This window comes from Flavobacterium sp. (genome assembly GCF_044338735.1).
GTDB lineage: Bacteria > Bacteroidota > Bacteroidia > Flavobacteriales > Flavobacteriaceae > Flavobacterium.
The window spans coordinates 1-20,976 of sequence record NZ_JBIIWV010000018.1; the positions used below are offsets into that span (position 1 = coordinate 1).

The window sequence follows — 20,976 nt, forward strand, 5'->3', positions numbered from 1 at the left end:
CTTCGGGTTGAAGTTTTTTTTTATGTTTTAAATCTAGTACTTTTGATAAAACGATAGAAATGTTCCACAGAAAAAAAGACATCATTTATGTTGTGCTGGCTGGTATTTTTATTACCAATGCACTAGTAGCCGAATTAATTGGTGGCAAACTGATTTATATTGGAAATAATGTAATGAGTTTAGGTATTTTGCCTTGGCCGATTGTGTTTATTACAACCGATTTAATTAATGAATATTTTGGTGAAAAAGGCGTTAAAAAATTATCATTAATAACCGCTGCATTGATTGCATATACCTTCATTTTATTGCTAATTGGACTCAATATTCCAGCGGTAAAAGGTGACGGATTAATCACAGATGATCAATTTGGAGCTGTTTTTGGTCAAAGTATGTGGATTATTGTAGGAAGTATTACGGCCTTTCTCGTTTCGCAATTAATTGATGTTACCCTTTTTCACTTTCTTAAAAATAGAACCGGAAAAAAAATGTTGTGGCTAAGAAGTACGGGTTCTACGGTTATTTCACAATTATTTGACAGTTTCATTGTATTAGGAATTGCCTTTTGGTTACCCGGAAAAATAAATAGCGAAACATTTGTAGCTTCAGCATTTACAGGATATTCGGTGAAATTACTGATTGCCATAGGATTAACCCCTTTAATTTATCTCGGACATTACTTAATTGACAACTATTTAGGAGCGGAAAAACATGGAAACTAAACACCGATGTGCTTGGTGCGAAAAAGACGATTTATACCGAAATTATCACGATAACGAATGGGGAAAACCTGTTTATGACGATAAAACTATTTTTGAATTTTTGATTTTAGAAACCTTTCAGGCAGGTTTAAGTTGGTATACCGTTTTGGCAAAAAGAGAAAATTTCAAAAAAGCATTTGATGATTTCGATTGGAATACAATTGCCCTTTATTCCGAAGAAAAAATGGCAGAATTAGCAGAAGATACAGGAATTATCCGAAATAAATTAAAAATAAAAGCTACGGTTACTAATGCCCAAGCCTTTTTAAAAGTGCAGGAAGAATTTGGAAGTTTTTCAAAGTATATTTGGGGATTTGTAGATGGAAAACCCATAGATAATCAACCGAAAAATTTGGGCGAAGTGAAAGCAACCACTGAAATTTCAGACAAACTGAGTAAAGATTTGAAAAAACGCGGGTTCAAATTTGTAGGTTCAACCGTTGTTTATGCACACATGCAAGCCACCGGAATGGTCAATGATCACGTCATGGATTGCTATACAAGAAAATAAAATATGAGTAACGACCCACTTCACGGAAAACCTTTAAAGGAAATTGTAGAACAATTAGTAAATTTTTATGGCTTTGATACTTTGGCCGAATTGATTAACATAAACTGTTTTAAAGATAATCCTTCGGTGAATTCAAGTTTAAAATTCTTAAGAAAAACCGATTGGGCTAGAAAAAAAGTAGAAGAATTGTATGTGAGAACATTGCCGAAATTTTAACGTTGTAATACGCTCAAAAAATCTTCTCGGTCAATTTCGACACAACCTAAACTGGCTAAATGATCGTTATACACTTGGCAATCTAACAATCGATAATTAGCCATTTCTAATTGTTTTGCTAAAGCAATGAAAGCCATTTTACTAGCGTTAGACACTTTTGAAAACATGCTTTCGCCACAAAAAACATGACCTAAATCAACACCATACAACCCACCAACTAATTCATCATTTTCCCAAACCTCAACACTTTTGGCAATGCCTAATTCGTGTAATTTACAGTAAGCTTCCACCATATTGTCGGTAATCCAAGTGCCCATTTGATCTTTTCTGGAAATTTTTTTACAATTAAGAATTACTTCTCTAAAAGCGGTATTAAAAGTTACTTTGAACTTTTTTTGATAAATGATATTTCGCATGCTTTTTGAAATCTTTAAATCTTCAAAAAACAAGACCATGCGTTCTGGCGGACTCCACCATAAAATAGGCTCGTCATCTTCAAACCAAGGAAAAATTCCTGAATTATAGGCCAATAGCAATCGCTCTGGAGACAAATCGCCTCCAAAAGCAACAATACCATCAGGTGAAGCGGTTGTTAATGGCGGAAAATATAGTTCTTGGGTTAAAAAATACATAGCGAAAATTCCAAACATCAAATTCCAAAAAACAACAAATTCCAAATTTCAAAAATTTTAATTATTTCTTTTGGGATTTGGAATTTAAAAATTTGGAATTTACTTTTTAATTAAAAATTAAAAAGGTAAATCGTCGTGCTCTTCTTCTTTAAAGTTGGTTGCTGGTTCAAATGCTTCGGCATCTGGCATTGGCGGCATTTGTGGTGCGCTTGGTGCTTCTGCTTGTGCTTTTTCAATTCTCCAACCTTGAATAGAGTTGAAATATTTAGTTTCACCTTGTGGATTAACCCATTCTCTTCCTCTCAAATTGATTGAAACTTTAACTTGTTCTCCAACATTATAATTGTTTAACAAATCGGTTTTGTCTTGCGCAAACTCAATCAAAATGTGTTGAGGATATTGCTCTTCTGTTGTAACTACAAGTTCTCTTTTTTTGAAAGAAGCACTTACTTGTTGCACAGGATTAATTAATTTTACTCTTCCTAAAACTTCCATAATACTTAAATTTATTTTTTTGCTAATAACAATTTCCAAGCCTCTAAAACTCTTCCATTGTCTAAATATTCTTTTGCTTTTTGATATTTTTTATCACTGTCGTCGGCACTTAAAACTGCCTTTACTTCAAAATTTGTTTTTACAAATATAGCAATTTCTTCTTCGGTTGGTATATTTTCTATATTTCCTAATTTACCTAAATCATTTCCATCAAAATAACCACAATCTAAAACAAAATCGGGTACCATATCTACCCCTACTCCAAGAGTTGTTAGTGGTTTTTCTACTTCAAACATACCAACATTAGAGCGGCTATACCAATTTCCTCCCATTCGGGCAACCAAATCTATTTTATGCTGATCAATCATGCCTGATGCATCTAAAACAGCTTCATCAATATGAATTTTAACTACTTCACAAATCACCAAATTACCAGCACCTCCTTGATTTCCTAAAGCAATAATTTCATTGATTTTACATTCAAATTGTACCGGACTTTCGGCAACTCGAAACGGTTTTACTATATCTGAAGGCAGCATTGTAAATCCTGCTTTTTCGAACTCATTTACTCCATCAGGATATTCAGTACTAGAAAGAGACATTTGCTGAACGATATCAAAATTAACCACATTAATTACAACTTCTCCTGTTTTTTGGCTATTAATTAAGGTGTGTTTTATCGTATTATCTCTTACTCTTCTTGCGGGTGAAAAAATTAAAATCGGTGGATTTGAACTGAACACATTAAAGAAGCTGAAAGGTGATAAATTTGGATTTCCATATTTATCTAATGTACTTGCAAATGCAATTGGCCTTGGTGCCACAGCACTCTGTAAATATCCTTGTAATTTCGCTGGAGCTATTTGTTTTGGATCGATGCTTAACATGACTAAAAATTTTTACAAAGATAGCAAGAACAAGTTCAATTTCAAGGGCAAATTTAAATACAACTTCAATATTTTTTCAATCAAAAATCGTTAATCAACGTTCTTAAATCAAACAATTAAATTGCTTTTTAGTATTTTTACAACAAATCTTGAACATGCAGTTTTCAGAAAGACGAAATATAACCCGTTGGTTCATCATTATTGCTTCTTTTTTCATAGTACTTTTAATACTTTGGAACACCTATAATTTTTTCCAAATTTTCAAACAAGAAGAGCGCTCAAAGATGGAATTTTGGGCTACAGCTATTACAACAATTGCTAATGCTAATGAAAATTCTGATTTAGATTTACCTTTTAAAATTATTAGTAAAAATAATACCATCCCAATATTTATCACCGATAGTAAAGATAATATTTTGGATTTCAATAATATTGACGAAGCCATTTCTAAAGACACAATTGCTTTAAAAAAATATTTTAATTCGATAAAAAAGGCCAATCAGCCTATAAAAATAGAACGCTCAAAAAATAATTATCAATTAGTCTACTATGGTGATTCTCCTTTATTAAATAAATTAAAGTATTATCCTATTGCTTTATTATTGATTATTATTTTGTTTGGCGCTGTTGTGTATAATTTTTATAAAGCGACCAAAATGTCTACTCAAAATAAGCTTTGGGCAGGAATGGCAAAGGAAACAGCACACCAAATTGGCACACCATTATCTTCTTTGATTGGTTGGGTTGAGATACTAAAATTAGAAAATGTAGAAAAAAGTACCGTAGCTGAAATTGAGAAAGATATTAATCGACTACAAACGATAACTGATCGATTTTCAAAAATTGGTAGTGAGCCTATTTTAGATAAAAGAGACCTTATTCAAGAGACAAAAAACGCACTAGATTATTTACAAACAAGGGTTTCAAAACAGATTATATTTACCTTTTCAGCTCCAGATTATCCTATTTATGTAGCGTTGAATCCTTCATTGCATAGCTGGACGATTGAAAATTTAGTGAAAAATGCTATTGATGCCATGAGAGGAAAAGGTAATTTAGACATTGCCATTTCAGAATTAGAGAATATCGTTAAAATTAAAATTACGGATACCGGAAAAGGAATTCCAAAAAATCAATTTCAAAAAATATTTGAACCAGGATTTACTACTAAAAAAAGAGGTTGGGGATTAGGTCTTTCATTAACTAAGCGAATTGTTCAAGAGTATCACAAAGGAAAAATTAAAGTGGCGCATTCAGAAATTGATAAAGGAACTACCATACAAATAAGTTATAAATCAATATAAAAAAATCCCGAGTGAATCGGGATTTTTTTATATTTTATTAGCAATCTTAGTGGCTAATTCTTGAAATTCATCTGAAGATAAACTTGTTTTACGTTGAAAACGCATATCATCCATATCTTGAAGCGGAATTAAATGAACGTGAACATGAGGCACTTCTAATCCTACGACAGCTACGCCAATTCGCTTACATTCTACCGATTTTTCGATAGCTTTGGCAATGGTTCTTGAAAACTTCATTAACCCTAAATAGTGTTCTTCTTCCATATCAAAGATTTTATTAATCTCTTGTTTTGGAATACACAATGTATGCCCTTTTGCATTAGGATTTACGTCTAAAAAAGCCAAATAATTTTCATCTTCAGCAATTTTATAACACGGAATTTCTCCGCTAACTATTTTGGTAAAAATACTAGACATAATTTAGTCTCTAGAAATTTCTAATACTTCAAATTTTAATACGCCATTTGGCACAATTATCTCTGCAGTTTCTCCAACAGATTTACCTAAAAGTCCCTTTCCAATTGGTGATGTTACCGAAATTTTGCCTGTTTTTAAATCGGCTTCGCTTTCGGCAACTAAGGTATAGGTCATTTCCATACCGTTTGTTTGATTTTTTATTTTTACGGTAGACAAAACAAGTGCTTTTGATAAATCAAGTTGCGATTCATCAATTAAACGTGCATTAGAAACTACTTCTTCCATTTTAGAAATACGCATCTCCAAAAGCCCTTGAGCTTCCTTAGCTGCATCATATTCTGCATTTTCAGACAAATCACCTTTATCTCTAGCTTCAGCAATAGCTTGTGATGCCTTAGGTCTTTCTATGCTCTTTAGCTGGTCTAATTCGTCTCTTAATTTTTTTAATCCTTCTGCTGTGTAATAAGATACTGTACTCATAACTTCATCATTTATATAAATAGAAAAAATCCCACCTGATGGGATTCCTTCTCACAAAGATAGTAATTTATTTTTAATATTAATTTATGACATTGTATAATGTTATGTCGAAAGTAATTAATTAAATTTGTTTTTTAATTGATCTGCATGTTCTATGAAGAAATATATTCTTTTTACTTTTCTACTTGTATTTATGGGTTGCGATAAAGATAATTTTAACAATAATAATCCTTATTTACCAAATTATTCCTTTGCCTATAACATTAATATGAGCTTGCCTCAGTACAGTAGTTTACAATTTCCAAGTAATGCCGTGTATGTTAATGCTGGAAATACGGGCATAAGGGGTGTTTTTGTGTTTAATACCGGAGGTGGATATGTAGCATTTGATGCAGCTTGTCCAAACCAAGCATTAACTAGTTGTTCAACCATGACTTTAAATGGTATTAACGTAATTTGTCCTTGTGATAATGTTTCTTATAGTTTATTTTCGGGCCAGGCCCAAGGTATGCAATATCCTATGAAACAGTACCGAGTGGAACAATTAGACAATTTTAATTTACGCGTTTACAATTAAAATTTCAAGTTCACTCCTAAAAGAAAATTTATTCCCGCTTGAGGATAATAACCCGTTCCTTCTATTGTAGTGGTGCTTCCTGGATTACTCCAATCGTCATCATACGTATAGAAATAACCATTGGATTCATACTCTAAATTGAAAATATTGTTTACCAAGGCTGAAAAAACAATAGATTGTATCCCTTTATTCAGTTTCCATTCATAATTAACATTCAAATCATTTACAAAATAGGCGTCCAATTTAGATCGGTTGGAATCGATATTTCCCATGTATTGTTCACTGACATATTTTGATAAAAATGATATTTGAAAATTATTAATTGGCATAAAAACCAATTGATTTCCGAAGATAAAATTTGGAGAAAATGCAATATCTGTATTGCCTAAGTTTTGCAAAACACCATCTCGTTGAAAGTAGAAATCTTGGTTTTTGTTTTGGCTCAAAGTTACGTTTGGATTTAATATTAATTTATTAGTAATTGCAATTGAAGACTCCACTTCAAATCCTAATCTATAACTTTTTCCGCTATTAGTGAAAATTGGCGCACCCACATCATTCAAAGCACCTGTTAAAACCAATTGGTCTTTATAATTCATATAAAAAGCATTGGCTGATAATTTTACTTTTTTAGTGTTGTATTTCCAACCTAGCTCATAATCAAATAATCGTTCTGGTTTTACACTTCCATTTTCATAATCGTCACGTCTTGGCTCTTTGTTAGCAATTCCAAAATAACCATATAATGAATTTTTATCATTCAATTGATAACTCAAACCTGCTTTTGGATTAAAGAATCGAAAGGTATCATTTACATCGGAAAACTTAACGCTTGTAGCTTCATAAAATACCATTCGATATTGCAAATCGGTAAATAAATTTAGTTTATTCGTAACATTATAAGATGCTTTAATGTAAAAATTTATATCGTCTTTATTTCCAAAATCATCATAATAACGATTTGCATTTGGAACATAATTTTGTGTCCAAACTACTTCTCCAAAATGATTTCCTAAATACCGATTAGCTGCTCCTCCAAATAACAAATCAGTTTTTGCTGTTTTATAATTTAGCGAAAAGGTCGTTCCAAAAAAATCATTATCTAACCAGCGCTTTCTGACCAAATCAGATATTGAATTTCCGTTAAAAGCAGGTAAATTATAATCCGACAACTCTTCATCTTCTTTGTATTGTTCAAAATATCCTTTCCCAATGGTATAATGAATTGCTACATTTGAAATCCATTTTTCGGACCATTTTTCGGACCAATGCAATTGAAAATGATTTTGCCAATAATTATCGGTTTCATTATCATAGAATTGCATATTTCCAAATGCATCTGAATACATTCCGGCAAGATTAAATGTTCGATCATTTTGTAATTTTTCGGGATCTTCAATACCATACCAAGCCTGATATGTTTTTTCTTTACCGCCAAAAGCCATGAATTTTATTTGGGATTTATCAGTAATATAATTTGCGTTAAAAAAGTAACCAAACATATTAGTTGAAGCTCTATCAATAAATCCATCGGACGCAATATTTGAAATTCGAGCATTCATTTCAAAATTGTTGTGCAATCCTGTTCCAAAAGCTAAAGTATGTTTTCGGGAAGCAAAACTTCCAATAGAATTTGAAATTTCGGCATACGCTTTTTCTTGAAATGATTTGGTTTGCAAATTTAAACTCGCACCAAAAGCGCCAGCTCCGTTAGTTGATGTTCCCACACCACGTTGTAACTGAACGCTTTCTAATGAGGAAGCAAAATCGGGTAAGTTTACAAAAAAAGTACCTTGACTTTCACTATCATTAAACGGAACACCATTTAAAGTCACGTTGATTCGGGAACCATCAGCACCGCGAACTCGCATATAGGTATAGCCAATACCATTTCCTGCATCGGTTGTAGTAACTACCGAAGGTAAATAATTTAACAAAACAGGAATGTCTTGACCTAAATTGCGAGGAGCAAGTTCCTGTTGGCGCACATTAGTAAATGTAATCGGATTTTTGTCTTTTGCTCGAACCGAAGACACGATAACATCGTTTAAAGTGTTGACTTTGGTAGTGTCTTTCTGCGCTTCTTGAGAGAAAGAAAAAAGAAAAAAGAAAAAAGAAAAAAGATTAAAAAATCTTTGCGACTTTGTGCCTCTGTGGCAACAGTTTTTTGGTAAAGTTTTCATTCGTAAAAGTTTTACGAATAAAAGGGGCAATTACTCTTGGTTAATAAATTAATTTTTGAGATTCCTTAACTCCTAATGGAATGTATCGGCGTTGGTTTCTCTCTATTCCTTGGCAGCATTACCTGCCCAGGTTCTATGGGTATGATCTCAGCTTTGAATCTGTCATTATGAAAGAATCTAAGCACCCCTTTGAGACATGACAAAGATAATGCAATATCAATTACAATTGCAATACAAAAACTCAATTTATTTCATTTTTATTGAACTTGACTTTTGAATTTGTTATTGAAATTTAATAGTTTGGTTTTTTTCTGTTTTGCTTCAAAACACTCATGACTTTTTTAGCATTAAGGCGCTTTTCTTTAATACCTCTCGGAATTTTAGTTTCTTTACGAGGCTTGTCGATTTTTAGACCATTTTCAATGATTCTTAAGAATTTTTTTGTTGCAATTTCTTTATTCTTAATTTGGCTTCTATCTTCTTGACTTGTTATTAATAAAATGTTTTCTTGGGATAATTTTAATGCCAATTTAGTTTGTAAATGAGCTTTTTCATCTTCGGTTAATGCTTTTGAAAGTAATAAATCAAAAGATAAAATAACTTTTGAAGCTACTTTATTTACATTTTGCCCTCCTGGTCCACTACTCCTAACTGCTTTAAAAGTTACTTCTGAAATGAGTAATTCTTTATCCATTATTTTCGGGTTGATGAGCAGGTTTTAGTAAATCATTTACATTTTTTACTGGGTTAAACGTTTCTATTGGAACTTCAACAAAAATGGTGGTCCACTTTGCCATAGCACCATTCCATAAACCAGGAAGTTCAATAGCTTTATATGGTTTTCCGTTTTTGTTTTTTGAAACGATAAATCCTGTATTTTCATTTACAAATTGAAGTAAATCAAATTTATTTCCTTGAAAATCTTTGATCGCACAAACTATGTCAACTGGATTAAAAAATTTGGCATCATTTGCAATATCTTTCTGTATCTTATTATTAAAATCTATTTGTGAGGTTTCGACTATTTGTAGTGTTTGCCTACCTTTTTCATCTTGTACCCAAAAAGGCCCTCCGCCTGGTTCGCCTTCGTTTTTTACTATTCCACAAACACGAATAGGCCTATTTAAAACTTGAATTAAGTATTCTACTTTATATGCTTTTTGAAAATAATTAAACTCTTCAGGTAATAAAAACGCTAATTTAGTTTCTGTAAAATTTTTAATATCAGTAATATCAGTTTCACTTACATTACCTTCTGAAAGTTTTTTTAAATAATTAAACGTTTGAAATTGTGTTTGCATCAAAACGCCTCCGATAAGTTTTTTATTTTTAGCAATAATTAATTTATTGTTTTGAGAAACATTATCAATATTTTTTATGTAAATAAAATCTGAACTTAATGAATTTAAATTTTCGATTAAAGCACCATGTCCGCCTGGTCTAAAAAATAATGAGCCATCTTCTAATCTAAAAGGGCTGTTGTTTTCAGTTACCGCAAGTGTATCTGAAGATTGATTTTGATAAGAAAAACTAATGTCGTAGTCTGCAAAACGATTGGCTATTTTTTCAAAATCTAACTGAAATTTTTGGGTAATCGTAAAATGAATTTTGGTTTTTTTATTTTGAGTAATAAAAAAATCTGCTTCAATAATATTTTCTTCAACTGGAGTAAGAAATTTTTCTTCTTTCAAATGAAAGGGTATAATTCCTTTAGGCTGATTAGCAAAATTTAAACCTTCACTACTGAGTAATGTTTTAATTAAAAGATAATATTTTGTATCGCTAGATTGCGAATAATAATCGGGGTTTAATTGAACCGTTTTTTCTTTTACAAGTTTATAAAAAGGGAAGTTTCTGATTCCGAAAATAAACAAAGAAACGTCTTTTGCCTTATGTTTATTGATGTAACTATTTATTGTATCATTTTCAATATCGAATTCAATTAAGAACTCATTCAAAAATTTAAACATTCGGGTAGCGGCACCAGAGGCGGGCACAAATTTTTCAATGTTGAAATGTGCTTTGTTTTTATCAAAATAATCAACGAAGAAATCAATTTCGTTTTCTGTAAAACTATAAATTCCATCGTTAACAGTAGCCGATCTGACTAAGTTAATTTTTGGAATTCCCTGTTTGAAAAAATCAAATTGTCGCTGAATTTTATCAATAGAAATGCCTCTGCTGTTTATGTAATTTAAATCTTCTTTTGTAAAAATATTTTCCATTCTATATAGCCTAAAACAGCAATAATTGTGAATACTATAAATTGCAAACTGCTAACGGTTAATCCTTTATAAAAATATAAAGGTACAGAAATAATATCTGCTATAATCCAAATAATCCAGTTTTCAATTTTACGTTTTGCCATGAGCCACATTCCTACAAAAAATAATGCCGTTGTAAATGCGTCAACATATGCTGTTAAGTCTGTAAATTTATCAAAAAATTGGTAAATAAAAGCAATAAATAATAAGGTTGCTATAAAAATTATAGCAGAAATTTTATAATCTTTTGAATTCATAATTGAAATCGGAAATTCTTCTTGACCATTATTCCTTCTTGACCATAAATACCAACCTAAAATACTCATGACCGAATAATAAATATTGATTATAAATTCTCCATACAATTTAAAATTATATAAAATGTATATAAAAATGAGTGTACTAATCAATCCGGTTGGATAAACTAATATGTTGTTCTTTCTAGCAAATAAAACGCTTATGATTCCAAAAACAACAGCAGTTATTTCAAGTGCAATAAAAAAAATAGAATACCCTTTATATTGAGCAAATAGTAAATCGAGCATACTTTTACTTTATTACATTAGAATTTTAGAAAAAACAAAAGCATAACCTTCAATCAGATGAAATTGAACATAAAATTTTTCAATTTGCCGATTAAAATGCAACTCGGCAGTGCACTTCCCCGCTTCTATATCAAATTTGTCTTCAAAAATATGCTCTGGAAAACTAATTCCTTTTTCGTTCTTAATTTTAAATATAGATTCTTTAATTCCCCAAACAACTGTTGCCTTAGCTACTTGATCTGCAATTGAAAGTCCTTGTAAATGGTTGACATCCATAAATCTGGATGTAATTTTCAACGTCTTCTCTTTTAGTAACTCTAAATCAATTCCAATTACCTCATCGCTAATACAAATACATGAAAACTCGTGTGAATGTGAAATGGAGATATGTTGAGTGATGGATGCTGGGTGATGGGTGATGGGATTTCTTTCAGGTTTTCTCATTAAATGAGGTTTTCCGGCAGCATCATACGTTAAATCATTATCTGTAAAATCTAAATATTGAAGCAACATTCTAACGGCTAAAAACCCTTTTTGATGCGACTCCGACTTCATTCCTTCTAATCGTTTTAAAGATGCATCGCTTAATGAAACCGCTCTAAATAAAGAAGTTACGTCTTCGGTGATGTGCCAAAAGTACGCCGTAGTTGTTTCATTAATTGTTATAGTTTTATATAATGGCATTTATAGTATGTTGTTTTTCAAATCATTAGAAAGCTAAACATTTCACAAATTAATAGAAATCTTTGTTAAAATAAAAAGTTATTTTGTAATTTTGCGCTCTAATTTTAGAACATACAAATATACATAATAGATGAGTACACAAACATTACCTTTTGTAGCTTACAAAGTGAAGGATATTTCACTTGCAGCTTGGGGAAGAAAAGAGATTGAATTAGCAGAAGCTGAAATGCCAGGGTTAATGGCTCTTAGAGCAGAATATGGTGCAACGCAACCTTTAAAAGGTGCTAGAATTGCAGGATGTTTACACATGACGATTCAAACGGCAGTTTTAATTGAAACTTTGATTGCTTTGGGCGCAGAAGTTACTTGGTCATCTTGTAATATTTTCTCAACGCAAGATCAGGCTGCTGCTGCAATTGCTGCTGCTGGAATTCAAGTTTATGCTTGGAAAGGGTTAAATGAAGAAGATTTTGATTGGTGTATTGAGCAAACGTTATTCTTTGGCGAAGACAGACAACCATTGAATATGATTTTGGATGATGGTGGCGATTTAACAAACATGGTTATCGACCGTTATCCAGAATTAGTTGCTGGAATCAAAGGTTTATCTGAAGAAACAACAACTGGAGTTCACCGTTTATACGAAAGAGTAAAAGCAGGAACTTTACCAATGCCTGCTATTAACGTAAATGATTCGGTTACTAAATCTAAATTTGACAACAAATACGGTTGTAAAGAATCGGCAGTAGATGCTGTTCGTCGTGCAACTGATATTATGTTGGCTGGAAAAAGAGTAATCGTTTGTGGATACGGGGACGTAGGAAAAGGAACTGCGGCTTCTTTCCGTGGTGCTGGTTCTATTGTAACCGTTACTGAAATTGACCCAATTTGTGCTTTACAAGCGGCAATGGACGGTTTTGAAGTAAAAAAATTAAATACAGTTATTGGAACTGCTGATATTATCATTACTACTACTGGAAATAAGGATATTGTGTTAGGATCTCACTTCGAACAAATGAGAGACAAAACGATTGTATGTAATATCGGACACTTTGATAACGAAATTGATATGGCGTGGTTGAACAAAAATTTTGGTCATACTAAAAATGAAGTGAAACCTCAAGTAGACATTTACAACGTAAACGGAAAAGATATCATCATCTTGGCTGAAGGTCGTTTGGTAAACTTAGGTTGTGCTACAGGCCATCCAAGTTTTGTAATGAGTAATTCATTTACAAACCAAACTTTAGCACAAATTGAGTTATGGAAAAACAGTGCAGCTTATAACAACGACGTTTATATGTTACCAAAACATTTAGATGAAAAAGTAGCAATGTTACACTTAGCTAAATTAGGCGTTGAATTAGAAACATTACGTCCAGAACAAGCAGAATATATTGGTGTAGAAGTTCAAGGGCCATTCAAACCTGAGTATTACAGATACTAGTCAAAAAAAGATTAAATAAAAAAACCCTCGCAGTGATGTGAGGGTTTTTTTTAACATCCCAAAATTTCTTGTTGCCCTTTTTTAGTTAAACTTTTGAAAATAAGTTCGTAGGAATAATTAATCATTTCGCACATCATTTTATCGGAAACATCGCTTTGAAAATGAATGGTGTTCCAATGTGTTTTACTCATGTGATAGCCTGGTTTAATGGCCTCATATTCCGCTCGAAGTTCCAAAGCGCGTTCGGGATCGCATTTTAAATTTAAGCTAGGTGTTCCTTTTTCCCAATCGGATAATGAGGTCAAACAAAACATTTTTCCTCCTACTTTAAACACCAACGTATCTTCATCAAACGGAAAATGTTCGGTGACGCCTTTTTTGGATTGACAAAATTCGTAGAGTTGTTGGATGTTCATTTGATTTAAGATTGAAGATTAACGATTTATGATTGTTGAAATTCTGAAATCGAAATTCAAATTTCTTCAATCTTAAATAAAATTGGTTTACTCGGACTTGCATCATTTTCAAACGAAGCGAATTGTAAATTCAAGATATAACTTCCGTCTTTTACTTTTTCGTCTACATAAATCATTTCGGTAATCGTGCAATTAAATCGGGCATCATCATTAACTTGATTCACGTCTTTCACATTCCAAAACGCTTTATGTGCCAATAATTTTCCTTCGTCGTGTTCTCTGTCCACACTTGGTAAATCGATTAATAAGTGTTGAATCCTCATTTCTCTTATAAAAACAGCAGCTGTTGCATCTAAATAAGGTGGATTCGTATTCGAATAATTCAAATGCTTTTTGGTTTCAAAATTAGGTAATGTTCTAATAATGATGGCTTGTGGTGTAGTTGTGCCCAAAGCATTTTCAATTTGCTCTTTCGTAATGATAAAATCTTCTCCAACGCTTTTTGGTTCTACCGAAATTAATTCAGCAGTAAAGAAGAACTGCTTTAAACATTGATTGATTGAATAAAATTCGCGGGTAATATGTCCTAAACATTCTGTATGCGTTCCATGTGCATGCGGATTGAAGAAAATATTATTGAAATTGGTTGACGATTTTCCTTCCGAAACTTTTCCAATCCAGTCACCCATAGTTACCGGTTCAATTTCGGGTGTGCTTTGATACCAAGCAATCGGATTTTGATCATTATTAGTCAAAGGAATAGAGATATCAATTGGCTTTGATAAATCGATTTGTATGTTATTGATGATTGCTTTCATAATTTAACCGCTAAGAGCGCAAGGGTTTATACAAGGTTCGCTAAGTTTATTTGTTTTTTTAAGTTTGCAAAGAATTAAAGATTATTCGTTTTCTGTCATACTATTTATTTTGGCGTGTATAATTAAATTGTTGCGTCCTTTGCGAAAAACTTTGCGCTCTTTGCGTTTAAACTACTCCAAATTTAATAAAAACAAATCACTCGCAATTCCATCACACAAAAACTTTCCGTTTTTTGTAGTTCGTAAAATGTTCTCGTCAACAAACAATAAATGATCTTCAATGAATTTTGCCGCTTGTTGATTCAGATAATCCAAATAAGTTTTCCCAAATTCTTCTTCAATTCGATCCAACGAAACTCCCCAAATTGTGCGTAAACCGGTCATAACATATTCGTTATAACGATCGGTTTTGGTTAATGTTTCGATTTCAATTGGTAATTTATTTTCTTGAATCGACTTTATGTACAATGCATTATTTGATACATTCCAACCTCTATTTTGTCCATCGTAACTGTGTGCTGACGGACCAATGCCAATGTATTTTTTGCCCAACCAATAACTCGAATTGTTTTTTGAAAAATAATGTTCTTTCCCAAAATTTGATAATTCATAATGAATAAAATCGTTTTCCGATAATTTGTCTACTAAAATTTGAAAATGCGCTGCAGCCACTTCGTCATCTGGTTGCGGAATGATTCCTTTTTGAATAAACGTATGCAAAGCCGTTTTTGGCTCTACAGTTAAAGCATAACTCGAAATATGTGGTACTCCAAAAGACAGCGCGGTTTCGATGTTTTGCAACCATTTTTCATTGGACATATTCGGAATTCCGTAAATCAAATCAATGGAAATATTATCAAAATGTTGCGTGGCAATTTCAAGACATTTTTTAGCTTCTTCTGCATTGTGCGCCCGATTCATCAACTTCAAATCTTCTTCAAAAAACGATTGAATTCCAATAGACAAACGATTTACAGGCGAATTGGCTAATTGACTAATTGTCTCATTACTTAAGTCATCTGGATTGGCTTCTAAAGTAATTTCAGGGTTTTCAACAACTTGGTAGTTGCTATACACAGCTTCAATCAATAATTGCAAATCTTCAATCTGCAACATACTCGGTGTTCCTCCCCCAAAATAAATTGTTTCGATTGGTTCTGTGATGGGTGATGGGTGATGGGTGATGGATTTGCTTCGCAGTTCAATTTCTTTTGCCAATGCCAAAACCATTTCGTCTTTCTTCTTTAATGAAGTAGAAAAATGAAAATCACAGTAATGACACGCTTGCTTGCAGAATGGGATGTGGATGTATATGCCAGCCCCACCCTGCCTCCCCAAAGGGGAGGAGTTGTAAAAAACGGTATTGTTTTGTTCAGAATTAAACATTTAGCTATTTTGCTCCCCCTTTGGGGGTTGGGGGGCTTATTCTTTTTTCATTTTGTTTCACAAAAGCATCCCAACCCGTATAACTTTTTCCTATTTCCACTCTTCCGGAATTGAAAAAATGACAAACAGCCGCCGCTAAACCATCGGTTGAATCAAGATTTTTTGGTAATTCTTTTAAGCCTAATAATTGCTGAAGCATTTTAGCTACTTGCTCTTTACTCGCATTTCCATTGCCAGTAATCGCCATTTTTATTTTTTTGGGTTCGTATTCGGTAATAGGAATATCTCTCGAAAGTCCGGCTGCCATGGCAACGCCTTGAGCTCGTCCTAATTTTAACATCGATTGTACATTTTTGCCAAAGAAAGGCGCTTCGATAGCAATTTCATCTGGGTTGTGCGTATCTATTAATTCAATGGTACGTTCAAAAATGACTCTTAACTTTTGATAATGATTATCGTATTTAGATAAAATCAATTCGTTCAATTGTACAAATTCCATTTTTTTATTGACCACCTTTATCAATCCGAAACCCATAATGGTGGTTCCAGGATCGATACCTAATATGATGCGTTCGTTTGCCAATTAAATTTATTTTTGAACTTTAATAATCACAGGAAGAATAAACTGAGTTTTAACTTTTATTCCTCGTTTAATTGCAGGCTCTACTTTTGGAAAATCTGCTAAACGAGCGGTTAAAATACTGTCGGCTTTTACTTTGTCGTAAGCCACGCTATCTTTAGAAAATTGCGGTTCAAATTGCAAACTCGAATCGGGATTAATCGTAACTTTTACCGAAATAGTATCGGTTTCAGGATATAACATTTGTAACGTATCGATTCCTATTCGTTCTTGAATGGTTTGTGCCAAATAATCAAAAAAACATTGTTTCCTAACGGCTTCGTCTTTAATAGTGTCGCATTGCATCACCGAAGGCAATTCGTCTACTTCTTCCCAATTAATTTTTTGCAATTCTTGTTGCAATAATTGGTTTTCATCGGGTACTTTATTGTCAAATAATTGACAAGAAGTTGCTAAAAGCACTAAAAATAATAATCCAACTTTATGCATTTGAAATAGAATAACTTTAAATTTGTAAAAATACATTGTAAAAATAGAAATAATTTATGGAATACTTTTTATTATTCATTGGTTTTTGCTTAATGCTTGTTGGAATTGCGGGCAGTTTACTTCCTGCGTTGCCTGGACCGCCATTAAGTTGGCTTGGCCTCTTACTTTTATATTTTTGTCCAACAATTGAAACAAATTATTGGTTGCTAGGCATCACACTAATGATTGCAATAATTATCGGTATTTTAGACTATGTGATACCGGCTCAAGGCACTAAATATTTTGGCGGGAGTAGTTATGGAATTTGGGGAACAAATATTGGATTAATTGTAGGGCTTATCGCACCTATTCCTTTTGGCTTCTTGCTGGGGCCATTCTTAGGCGCATTCATTGGAGAATTAATCTATAATTCTAATGAAAAAGAACGCGCGTTAAAAGCAGCTTTGGGTTCGTTTATAGGTTTTGTTGCCGGAACGTTTATGAAGGTATTTGTTTGTGTGCTGTTTTTAATTTTGTTCATGATTATTGTTTGGCAAAATAAATCGATTTGGATTTAATACAATCAAAAAAGCCCTGCATAAATGCAAAGCTTTTCATTGGTCTAACTACTAAACCTTATCCCAATTGCTTGGGAATAAACAACACAACTATTTTAAATATCTTAAGAGGGCAAAAAAGCCTTTCATAAAAGAAAGGCTTCCTCTTTTCTGGCGGTCTGGACGGGACTCGAACCCGCGACCCCATGCGTGACAGGCATGTATTCTAACCAACTGAACTACCAAACCAGTGCATTTTCACTTATTCTTTATTGCTAAAGCAGTCCGTGAACTTGATTGCGAGTGCAAATATACTACGCTTTTTGATTCCTGCAAATATTTTTTAAAAAAAAGGTAAAGTTTTTTGAGCGATCTAGGCAAACTTTTGTTTCTCAACCAAATAAGAAGTCATAATTTTTTCAAATTTTTCATCTATTGCTACCGGAATATATTTGATTTGATATTGCAAACATGTAGCTTCTATTGTTTTAAAATAGTTTGAAATGACTTTTTGATAGGCTTCTTGACTGTTTTCGGCAAATAATTGAATGGTTTCGCCAGTTTCAACATCAATAAATTTTCGGGGAGCAGCATCAAAATTAAAGTTCAATTCGGTTTTTTGATCATACACATGAAAAACCACTACCTTATGTTTATTATGTTTTAGATGCTGAAGCGCTCTAAAAATTTTGTCGTTGTCTTCTTCCGACCCTTGGGAATGAAATAAATCGGTAAATAAAATTACCATGGAACGACGGTGTAAATTCTCAGCAATTTGATGTAAATAAGTCACTGTGTCTGTGGTTTTTGTGTTGGAATTATTTTTTAAAACTCCTTCTAAAGTATTTAAAATCATGCGATGATGACGATCGCTTCCTTTTTCGGGTGCATAATATTCATACGTATCTGAATAAATACTTAAACCCACAGCATCACGCTGCTTTTTTAATAAATTCATTAAAACCGCCGAAGCTAATACCGAAAAACCAATTTTATTTTCATAAAAAGGCTGATTCGATTTCAATTTTGGATAATGCATTGATGAGGAATTGTCAACAATTAAATGGCATCGTAAATTGGTTTCTTCTTCATATCGCTTGGTATATAAACGATCGGTTTTGGCAAATAATTTCCAATCAATATGTTTGGTGCTTTCACCTTGATTATAGGTTTTATGTTCAGCAAATTCAGCTGAAAAACCATGAAAAGGTGATTTATGCATGCCAGAAATAAAGCCTTCGACAATTTGATTGGCTAAAAGTTCTAAATGTTCAAAACTGGAAATTTTTTCTATTTGCTGCTCTAAATTCATATCGTAAAGATAGGGAAAGATTTTATTTTGTAGGTGAAAGGTTATGGGTAAATGGTTATGGATAAAAAAAGGCTCAACTTTCGTTGAACCTTCAATATGTGTTTTTTAAAACTATTATAATAATGCATCAATTGCATCAGTATAGGTTTTTTTAGGCGCAACACCAACTTGTCTTCCTACTACTTCTCCGTTTTGGAAAATTAATACCGTTGGAATATTTCTTACTCCATATTTTGCTGCAAATTCTTGGTTTGCATCTACATCTACTTTTCCTACAACTGCTTTTCCTTCATATTCGCTGTGAATTTCATCGATAACTGGCCCAACCATTCTACATGGTCCACACCAAGCTGCCCAAAAATCTACTACTACTGGTTTGTCTGATTTCAAAACTACTTCGTCAAAAGTAGCATCTGTTATTGCTAATGCCATATTTTTCTATTTAATTTTATAATTATTTGAATTGCAAATTTAGGAATTTATTACCAATGAAAGTATGTTTTAAGATTACTTTTAACTATAGTCTTATATTTAGAATTTATATTAATTCAATTTGAAACTTACTTGCATTTTGTCTAATTCCTGAAGCAATTCAGATGAAATCTTTACTTTCAATTTTCGGCTTGGCATGGAAAGTTTCGTTTTAACTACAATTTCTTCCTTTTCAACAGGAATATCGAGTTCCATTTCTGATACTTCTTCTCCGTCATCTGTACTTACAATTTCTTCTTCAACAATAACCGGACTCATCTCTAATGTCTTTTTGATGCGTTCTAATTCCATTACTTCAAAGGTTACCGAATTTTCGCCTTTGTTTGCTGTAAATAATTCATTTAATTCGGTCACAAAATTGGAATGTAACTCTTTAATATCTAAATGAATGATCAATTTTTTAGCAAATGAAGGCAATACATCGGCCAACATTTTTGCGTCTATAAATTGAATTCTAGGATCTGATTTTTTACCCGTTTCGCGATTAACCCAACCTTCTTTTACATTAATTTTAAAAAACACGAACTGGTTTTGCAACAAGAAATGGCGGTATTTTAGATAATCTTCGTCAAAAATTCGGAACTCATAACTTTCGTCATAGCCTTCTAAAACAAAGGTTGCCCATCCTTTACCGTTTTTGGCAGTTCGATGCTGAACATTAGTTACAATTCCGCCAAAGGAAAGATTTTTACCCAAATGCTGTGCTAAGTTTTTTAGCGTTTCCAATTTTGCAGAGCAGAAATATTTCATCTCAAATTTATATTCATCTAATGGATGACCCGAAATGTAAATTCCAACAACTTCTTTTTCTTTGGCTAATTTTTCCATCGTACTCCAATCTTCACAAGGAGGCACAGTGGGTTCTGCAATTTGTACTTCAGAAGCATCGCCAAACAAACTTACTTGCGAAGAATTTTCGTTTTCTTGAAATTTGGATCCATACCGAATTGCTTTTTCTAAAAACGTAATTCCGTCGCCATCATGATGAAAATATTGTGCGCGGTGGGTTTCAGCAAAACCATCAAAACCTCCTGCTAATGCTAAATTTTCAAATGCTTTTTTATTCGCTGCACGCAAGTCAATTCGCTTCGAAAAATCAAAAATAGATTTATAGTTACCCTCTTTTCTGTTCTCAACTATAGTTTGAACGGCTCCTGCACCTACTCCTTTAACAGCTCCCATTCCAAAACGCACAGCATAATTTTCGTTTACTGTAAATTTATAATACGATTCATTCACATCTGGCCCTAAAACGTCTAATCCCATACGTTTACATTCTTCCATAAAGAAAGAAACTTGTTTGATGTCGTTCATATTATTTGAAAGCACCGCAGCCATATATTCTGCTGGATAATGTGCTTTTAAATAAGCAGTTTGATAAGCAATCCAAGCATAACAAGTGGAATGCGATTTGTTAAACGCATAACTAGCAAACGCTTCCCAGTCTTTCCAAATTTTCTCTAAAATAGTCGAATCATGACCCTTTTCTGAAGCTTGCTCGATGAATTTAGGTTTCATTTTATCCAAAACAGGCTTATCTTTTTTAC

The 20,976-nt window shown here is 32.7% G+C and carries 24 protein-coding genes, 1 tRNA gene, 1 pseudogene and 1 riboswitch; of the genes and pseudogenes, 7 read left to right on the forward strand and 19 right to left on the reverse strand.

The genetic code is table 11. The annotated features are described in order from the left end of the window. Positions 1–59: 59 nt before the first annotated feature. From ACIQZC_RS02395 to ACIQZC_RS02405, 3 genes are read left to right on the forward strand one after another with little or no spacing between them, the layout of a single operon-like run. The gene (locus tag ACIQZC_RS02395) at positions 60–719 is read left to right on the forward strand and encodes a queuosine precursor transporter (RefSeq protein ID WP_396137639.1); all 660 of its coding nucleotides are present in this window, start codon (positions 60–62) and stop codon (positions 717–719) included. Beyond that, a complete protein-coding gene (locus tag ACIQZC_RS02400) occupies positions 709–1,269 on the forward strand; it encodes a DNA-3-methyladenine glycosylase I (protein WP_396137640.1) in 561 nt (186 codons plus the stop codon). Before ACIQZC_RS02395 ends, ACIQZC_RS02400 begins: the two co-directional genes overlap by 11 nt. A gap of 3 nt (positions 1,270–1,272) precedes the next feature. Continuing rightward, a complete protein-coding gene (locus tag ACIQZC_RS02405) occupies positions 1,273–1,485 on the forward strand; it encodes a VF530 family DNA-binding protein (RefSeq protein ID WP_396137641.1) in 213 nt (70 codons plus the stop codon). Here the strand turns inward: ACIQZC_RS02405 and aat are convergent. From aat to ACIQZC_RS02420, 3 genes are all read right to left on the reverse strand, one after another. Continuing rightward, the gene (gene aat, locus ACIQZC_RS02410; protein ID WP_396137642.1) at positions 1,482–2,117 is read right to left on the reverse strand and encodes a leucyl/phenylalanyl-tRNA--protein transferase; all 636 of its coding nucleotides are present in this window, start codon (positions 2,115–2,117) and stop codon (positions 1,482–1,484) included. The two genes, ACIQZC_RS02405 and aat, sit on opposite strands and share 4 nt — an antisense overlap. A 117-nt stretch (positions 2,118–2,234) precedes the next feature. Next, positions 2,235–2,612, reverse strand: a complete 378-nt coding sequence (locus ACIQZC_RS02415; RefSeq protein WP_396137643.1) for a DUF3127 domain-containing protein — start codon at positions 2,610–2,612, stop codon at positions 2,235–2,237. An 11-nt stretch (positions 2,613–2,623) separates the two neighbouring features. Then, positions 2,624–3,499: a flavin reductase family protein gene (locus tag ACIQZC_RS02420; RefSeq protein ID WP_396137644.1), complete on the reverse strand. Its 876-nt coding sequence runs from the start codon at positions 3,497–3,499 to the stop codon at positions 2,624–2,626. A 155-nt stretch (positions 3,500–3,654) separates the two neighbouring features. Here ACIQZC_RS02420 and ACIQZC_RS02425 point away from each other — a divergent pair, with 155 nt between their 5' ends. Then, positions 3,655–4,803: a sensor histidine kinase gene (locus ACIQZC_RS02425; protein WP_396137645.1), complete on the forward strand. Its 1,149-nt coding sequence runs from the start codon at positions 3,655–3,657 to the stop codon at positions 4,801–4,803. Positions 4,804–4,830: 27 nt separating this feature from the next. Here ACIQZC_RS02425 and ACIQZC_RS02430 read toward each other — a convergent pair whose 3' ends face one another. Together ACIQZC_RS02430 and greA are read right to left on the reverse strand one after the other, a co-directional pair. Beyond that, the gene (locus ACIQZC_RS02430; RefSeq protein WP_396137646.1) at positions 4,831–5,220 is read right to left on the reverse strand and encodes an HIT family protein; all 390 of its coding nucleotides are present in this window, start codon (positions 5,218–5,220) and stop codon (positions 4,831–4,833) included. Between the two features lie 3 nt (positions 5,221–5,223). Then, positions 5,224–5,700 carry a transcription elongation factor GreA gene (gene greA, locus ACIQZC_RS02435; RefSeq protein WP_396137647.1) on the reverse strand — a complete coding sequence of 159 codons (477 nt, stop codon included), beginning with the start codon at positions 5,698–5,700 and terminating at the stop codon, positions 5,224–5,226. A gap of 154 nt (positions 5,701–5,854) precedes the next feature. Here greA and ACIQZC_RS02440 point away from each other — a divergent pair, with 154 nt between their 5' ends. Next, a complete protein-coding gene (locus ACIQZC_RS02440) occupies positions 5,855–6,277 on the forward strand; it encodes a Rieske (2Fe-2S) protein (RefSeq protein WP_396137648.1) in 423 nt (140 codons plus the stop codon). On the opposite strand, the gene ACIQZC_RS02445 is transcribed toward ACIQZC_RS02440, so the two are convergent. The 5 genes from ACIQZC_RS02445 to ACIQZC_RS02465 form a co-directional block, all read right to left on the reverse strand. Next, on the reverse strand, positions 6,274–8,460 hold the full coding sequence (locus ACIQZC_RS02445; protein ID WP_396137649.1) for a TonB-dependent receptor: 2,187 nt from the start codon (positions 8,458–8,460) through the stop codon (positions 6,274–6,276). The two genes, ACIQZC_RS02440 and ACIQZC_RS02445, sit on opposite strands and share 4 nt — an antisense overlap. Positions 8,461–8,548: 88 nt before the next feature. Next, positions 8,549–8,659, reverse strand: a riboswitch (TPP riboswitch). A 93-nt stretch (positions 8,660–8,752) separates the two neighbouring features. After that, positions 8,753–9,154, reverse strand: coding sequence for an alternative ribosome rescue aminoacyl-tRNA hydrolase ArfB (gene arfB, locus ACIQZC_RS02450; RefSeq protein WP_396137650.1), 402 nt, complete (start codon positions 9,152–9,154; stop codon positions 8,753–8,755). Continuing rightward, complete coding sequence (locus ACIQZC_RS02455; protein WP_396137651.1) at positions 9,147–10,685, reverse strand: DUF4301 family protein; 1,539 nt, start codon at positions 10,683–10,685, stop codon at positions 9,147–9,149. The genes arfB and ACIQZC_RS02455 overlap by 8 nt, the downstream gene beginning before the upstream one ends. Then, a complete protein-coding gene (pnuC, locus tag ACIQZC_RS02460; RefSeq protein WP_396137652.1) occupies positions 10,655–11,269 on the reverse strand; it encodes a nicotinamide riboside transporter PnuC in 615 nt (204 codons plus the stop codon). Before pnuC ends, ACIQZC_RS02455 begins: the two co-directional genes overlap by 31 nt. 12 nt (positions 11,270–11,281) lie before the next feature. Next, a complete protein-coding gene (locus ACIQZC_RS02465) occupies positions 11,282–11,953 on the reverse strand; it encodes a 4'-phosphopantetheinyl transferase family protein (protein ID WP_396137653.1) in 672 nt (223 codons plus the stop codon). 130 nt (positions 11,954–12,083) lie between these two features. Here ACIQZC_RS02465 and ahcY point away from each other — a divergent pair, with 130 nt between their 5' ends. Then, positions 12,084–13,400: an adenosylhomocysteinase gene (gene ahcY / locus ACIQZC_RS02470; RefSeq protein ID WP_396137654.1), complete on the forward strand. Its 1,317-nt coding sequence runs from the start codon at positions 12,084–12,086 to the stop codon at positions 13,398–13,400. Positions 13,401–13,450: 50 nt separating this feature from the next. Here the strand turns inward: ahcY and ACIQZC_RS02475 are convergent, their stop codons facing one another. The 5 genes from ACIQZC_RS02475 to ACIQZC_RS02495 all read right to left on the reverse strand — a co-directional run bounded on the left by ACIQZC_RS02475 (position 13,451) and on the right by ACIQZC_RS02495 (position 17,089). After that, complete coding sequence (locus ACIQZC_RS02475) at positions 13,451–13,816, reverse strand: MmcQ/YjbR family DNA-binding protein (protein ID WP_396137655.1); 366 nt, start codon at positions 13,814–13,816, stop codon at positions 13,451–13,453. Between the two features lie 56 nt (positions 13,817–13,872). After that, positions 13,873–14,634 (reverse strand): cyclase family protein, encoded by a 762-nt coding sequence (locus ACIQZC_RS02480; protein ID WP_396137656.1) that lies wholly within the window; start codon positions 14,632–14,634, stop codon positions 13,873–13,875. Positions 14,635–14,805: 171 nt separating this feature from the next. After that, entirely contained in the window at positions 14,806–16,020 is a 1,215-nt protein-coding gene (gene hemW, locus ACIQZC_RS02485) for a radical SAM family heme chaperone HemW (protein WP_396137657.1), read from the reverse strand. A 4-nt stretch (positions 16,021–16,024) separates the two neighbouring features. After that, a complete protein-coding gene (ruvC, locus tag ACIQZC_RS02490) occupies positions 16,025–16,603 on the reverse strand; it encodes a crossover junction endodeoxyribonuclease RuvC (protein WP_396137658.1) in 579 nt (192 codons plus the stop codon). Between the two features lie 6 nt (positions 16,604–16,609). After that, positions 16,610–17,089 (reverse strand): hypothetical protein, encoded by a 480-nt coding sequence (locus ACIQZC_RS02495; RefSeq protein ID WP_396137659.1) that lies wholly within the window; start codon positions 17,087–17,089, stop codon positions 16,610–16,612. Positions 17,090–17,145: 56 nt separating this feature from the next. Here ACIQZC_RS02495 and ACIQZC_RS02500 point away from each other — a divergent pair, with 56 nt between their 5' ends. Continuing rightward, a complete protein-coding gene (locus ACIQZC_RS02500) occupies positions 17,146–17,646 on the forward strand; it encodes a DUF456 domain-containing protein (protein ID WP_396137660.1) in 501 nt (166 codons plus the stop codon). Between the two features lie 151 nt (positions 17,647–17,797). Here the strand turns inward: ACIQZC_RS02500 and ACIQZC_RS02505 are convergent. The 4 genes and pseudogenes from ACIQZC_RS02505 to ACIQZC_RS02520 form a co-directional block, all read right to left on the reverse strand. Next, a tRNA-Asp gene (locus ACIQZC_RS02505) sits at positions 17,798–17,874 on the reverse strand. 124 nt (positions 17,875–17,998) lie between these two features. Beyond that, entirely contained in the window at positions 17,999–18,937 is a 939-nt protein-coding gene (locus ACIQZC_RS02510) for a DUF58 domain-containing protein (RefSeq protein ID WP_396137661.1), read from the reverse strand. Between the two features lie 114 nt (positions 18,938–19,051). Further along, positions 19,052–19,369, reverse strand: coding sequence for a thioredoxin (gene trxA, locus ACIQZC_RS02515; RefSeq protein ID WP_133608539.1), 318 nt, complete (start codon positions 19,367–19,369; stop codon positions 19,052–19,054). A 111-nt stretch (positions 19,370–19,480) separates the two neighbouring features. Then, positions 19,481–20,976 (reverse strand): annotated as a pseudogene (locus tag ACIQZC_RS02520) (DNA polymerase III subunit alpha); the annotation flags it as partial.

Excerpts from the sequence above, each read along its gene's own strand:
- ACIQZC_RS02395 (WP_396137639.1), top strand. The coding sequence starts at position 60 with ATGTTCCACAGAAAAAAAGACATCATTTATGTTGTGCTGGCTGGTATT.
- ACIQZC_RS02400 (WP_396137640.1), top strand. The coding sequence starts at position 709 with ATGGAAACTAAACACCGATGTGCTTGGTGCGAAAAAGACGATTTATAC.
- ACIQZC_RS02405 (WP_396137641.1), top strand. The coding sequence starts at position 1,273 with ATGAGTAACGACCCACTTCACGGAAAACCTTTAAAGGAAATTGTAGAA.
- aat (WP_396137642.1), bottom strand. The coding sequence starts at position 2,117 with ATGTATTTTTTAACCCAAGAACTATATTTTCCGCCATTAACAACCGCT.
- ACIQZC_RS02415 (WP_396137643.1), bottom strand. The coding sequence starts at position 2,612 with ATGGAAGTTTTAGGAAGAGTAAAATTAATTAATCCTGTGCAACAAGTA.
- ACIQZC_RS02420 (WP_396137644.1), bottom strand. The coding sequence starts at position 3,499 with ATGTTAAGCATCGATCCAAAACAAATAGCTCCAGCGAAATTACAAGGA.
- ACIQZC_RS02425 (WP_396137645.1), top strand. The coding sequence starts at position 3,655 with ATGCAGTTTTCAGAAAGACGAAATATAACCCGTTGGTTCATCATTATT.
- ACIQZC_RS02430 (WP_396137646.1), bottom strand. The coding sequence starts at position 5,220 with ATGTCTAGTATTTTTACCAAAATAGTTAGCGGAGAAATTCCGTGTTAT.
- greA (WP_396137647.1), bottom strand. The coding sequence starts at position 5,700 with ATGAGTACAGTATCTTATTACACAGCAGAAGGATTAAAAAAATTAAGA.
- ACIQZC_RS02440 (WP_396137648.1), top strand. The coding sequence starts at position 5,855 with ATGAAGAAATATATTCTTTTTACTTTTCTACTTGTATTTATGGGTTGC.
- ACIQZC_RS02445 (WP_396137649.1), bottom strand. The coding sequence starts at position 8,460 with ATGAAAACTTTACCAAAAAACTGTTGCCACAGAGGCACAAAGTCGCAA.
- arfB (WP_396137650.1), bottom strand. The coding sequence starts at position 9,154 with ATGGATAAAGAATTACTCATTTCAGAAGTAACTTTTAAAGCAGTTAGG.
- ACIQZC_RS02455 (WP_396137651.1), bottom strand. The coding sequence starts at position 10,685 with ATGGAAAATATTTTTACAAAAGAAGATTTAAATTACATAAACAGCAGA.
- pnuC (WP_396137652.1), bottom strand. The coding sequence starts at position 11,269 with ATGCTCGATTTACTATTTGCTCAATATAAAGGGTATTCTATTTTTTTT.
- ACIQZC_RS02465 (WP_396137653.1), bottom strand. The coding sequence starts at position 11,953 with ATGCCATTATATAAAACTATAACAATTAATGAAACAACTACGGCGTAC.
- ahcY (WP_396137654.1), top strand. The coding sequence starts at position 12,084 with ATGAGTACACAAACATTACCTTTTGTAGCTTACAAAGTGAAGGATATT.
- ACIQZC_RS02475 (WP_396137655.1), bottom strand. The coding sequence starts at position 13,816 with ATGAACATCCAACAACTCTACGAATTTTGTCAATCCAAAAAAGGCGTC.
- ACIQZC_RS02480 (WP_396137656.1), bottom strand. The coding sequence starts at position 14,634 with ATGAAAGCAATCATCAATAACATACAAATCGATTTATCAAAGCCAATT.
- hemW (WP_396137657.1), bottom strand. The coding sequence starts at position 16,020 with ATGTTTAATTCTGAACAAAACAATACCGTTTTTTACAACTCCTCCCCT.
- ACIQZC_RS02495 (WP_396137659.1), bottom strand. The coding sequence starts at position 17,089 with ATGCATAAAGTTGGATTATTATTTTTAGTGCTTTTAGCAACTTCTTGT.
- ACIQZC_RS02500 (WP_396137660.1), top strand. The coding sequence starts at position 17,146 with ATGGAATACTTTTTATTATTCATTGGTTTTTGCTTAATGCTTGTTGGA.
- ACIQZC_RS02510 (WP_396137661.1), bottom strand. The coding sequence starts at position 18,937 with ATGAATTTAGAGCAGCAAATAGAAAAAATTTCCAGTTTTGAACATTTA.
- trxA (WP_133608539.1), bottom strand. The coding sequence starts at position 19,369 with ATGGCATTAGCAATAACAGATGCTACTTTTGACGAAGTAGTTTTGAAA.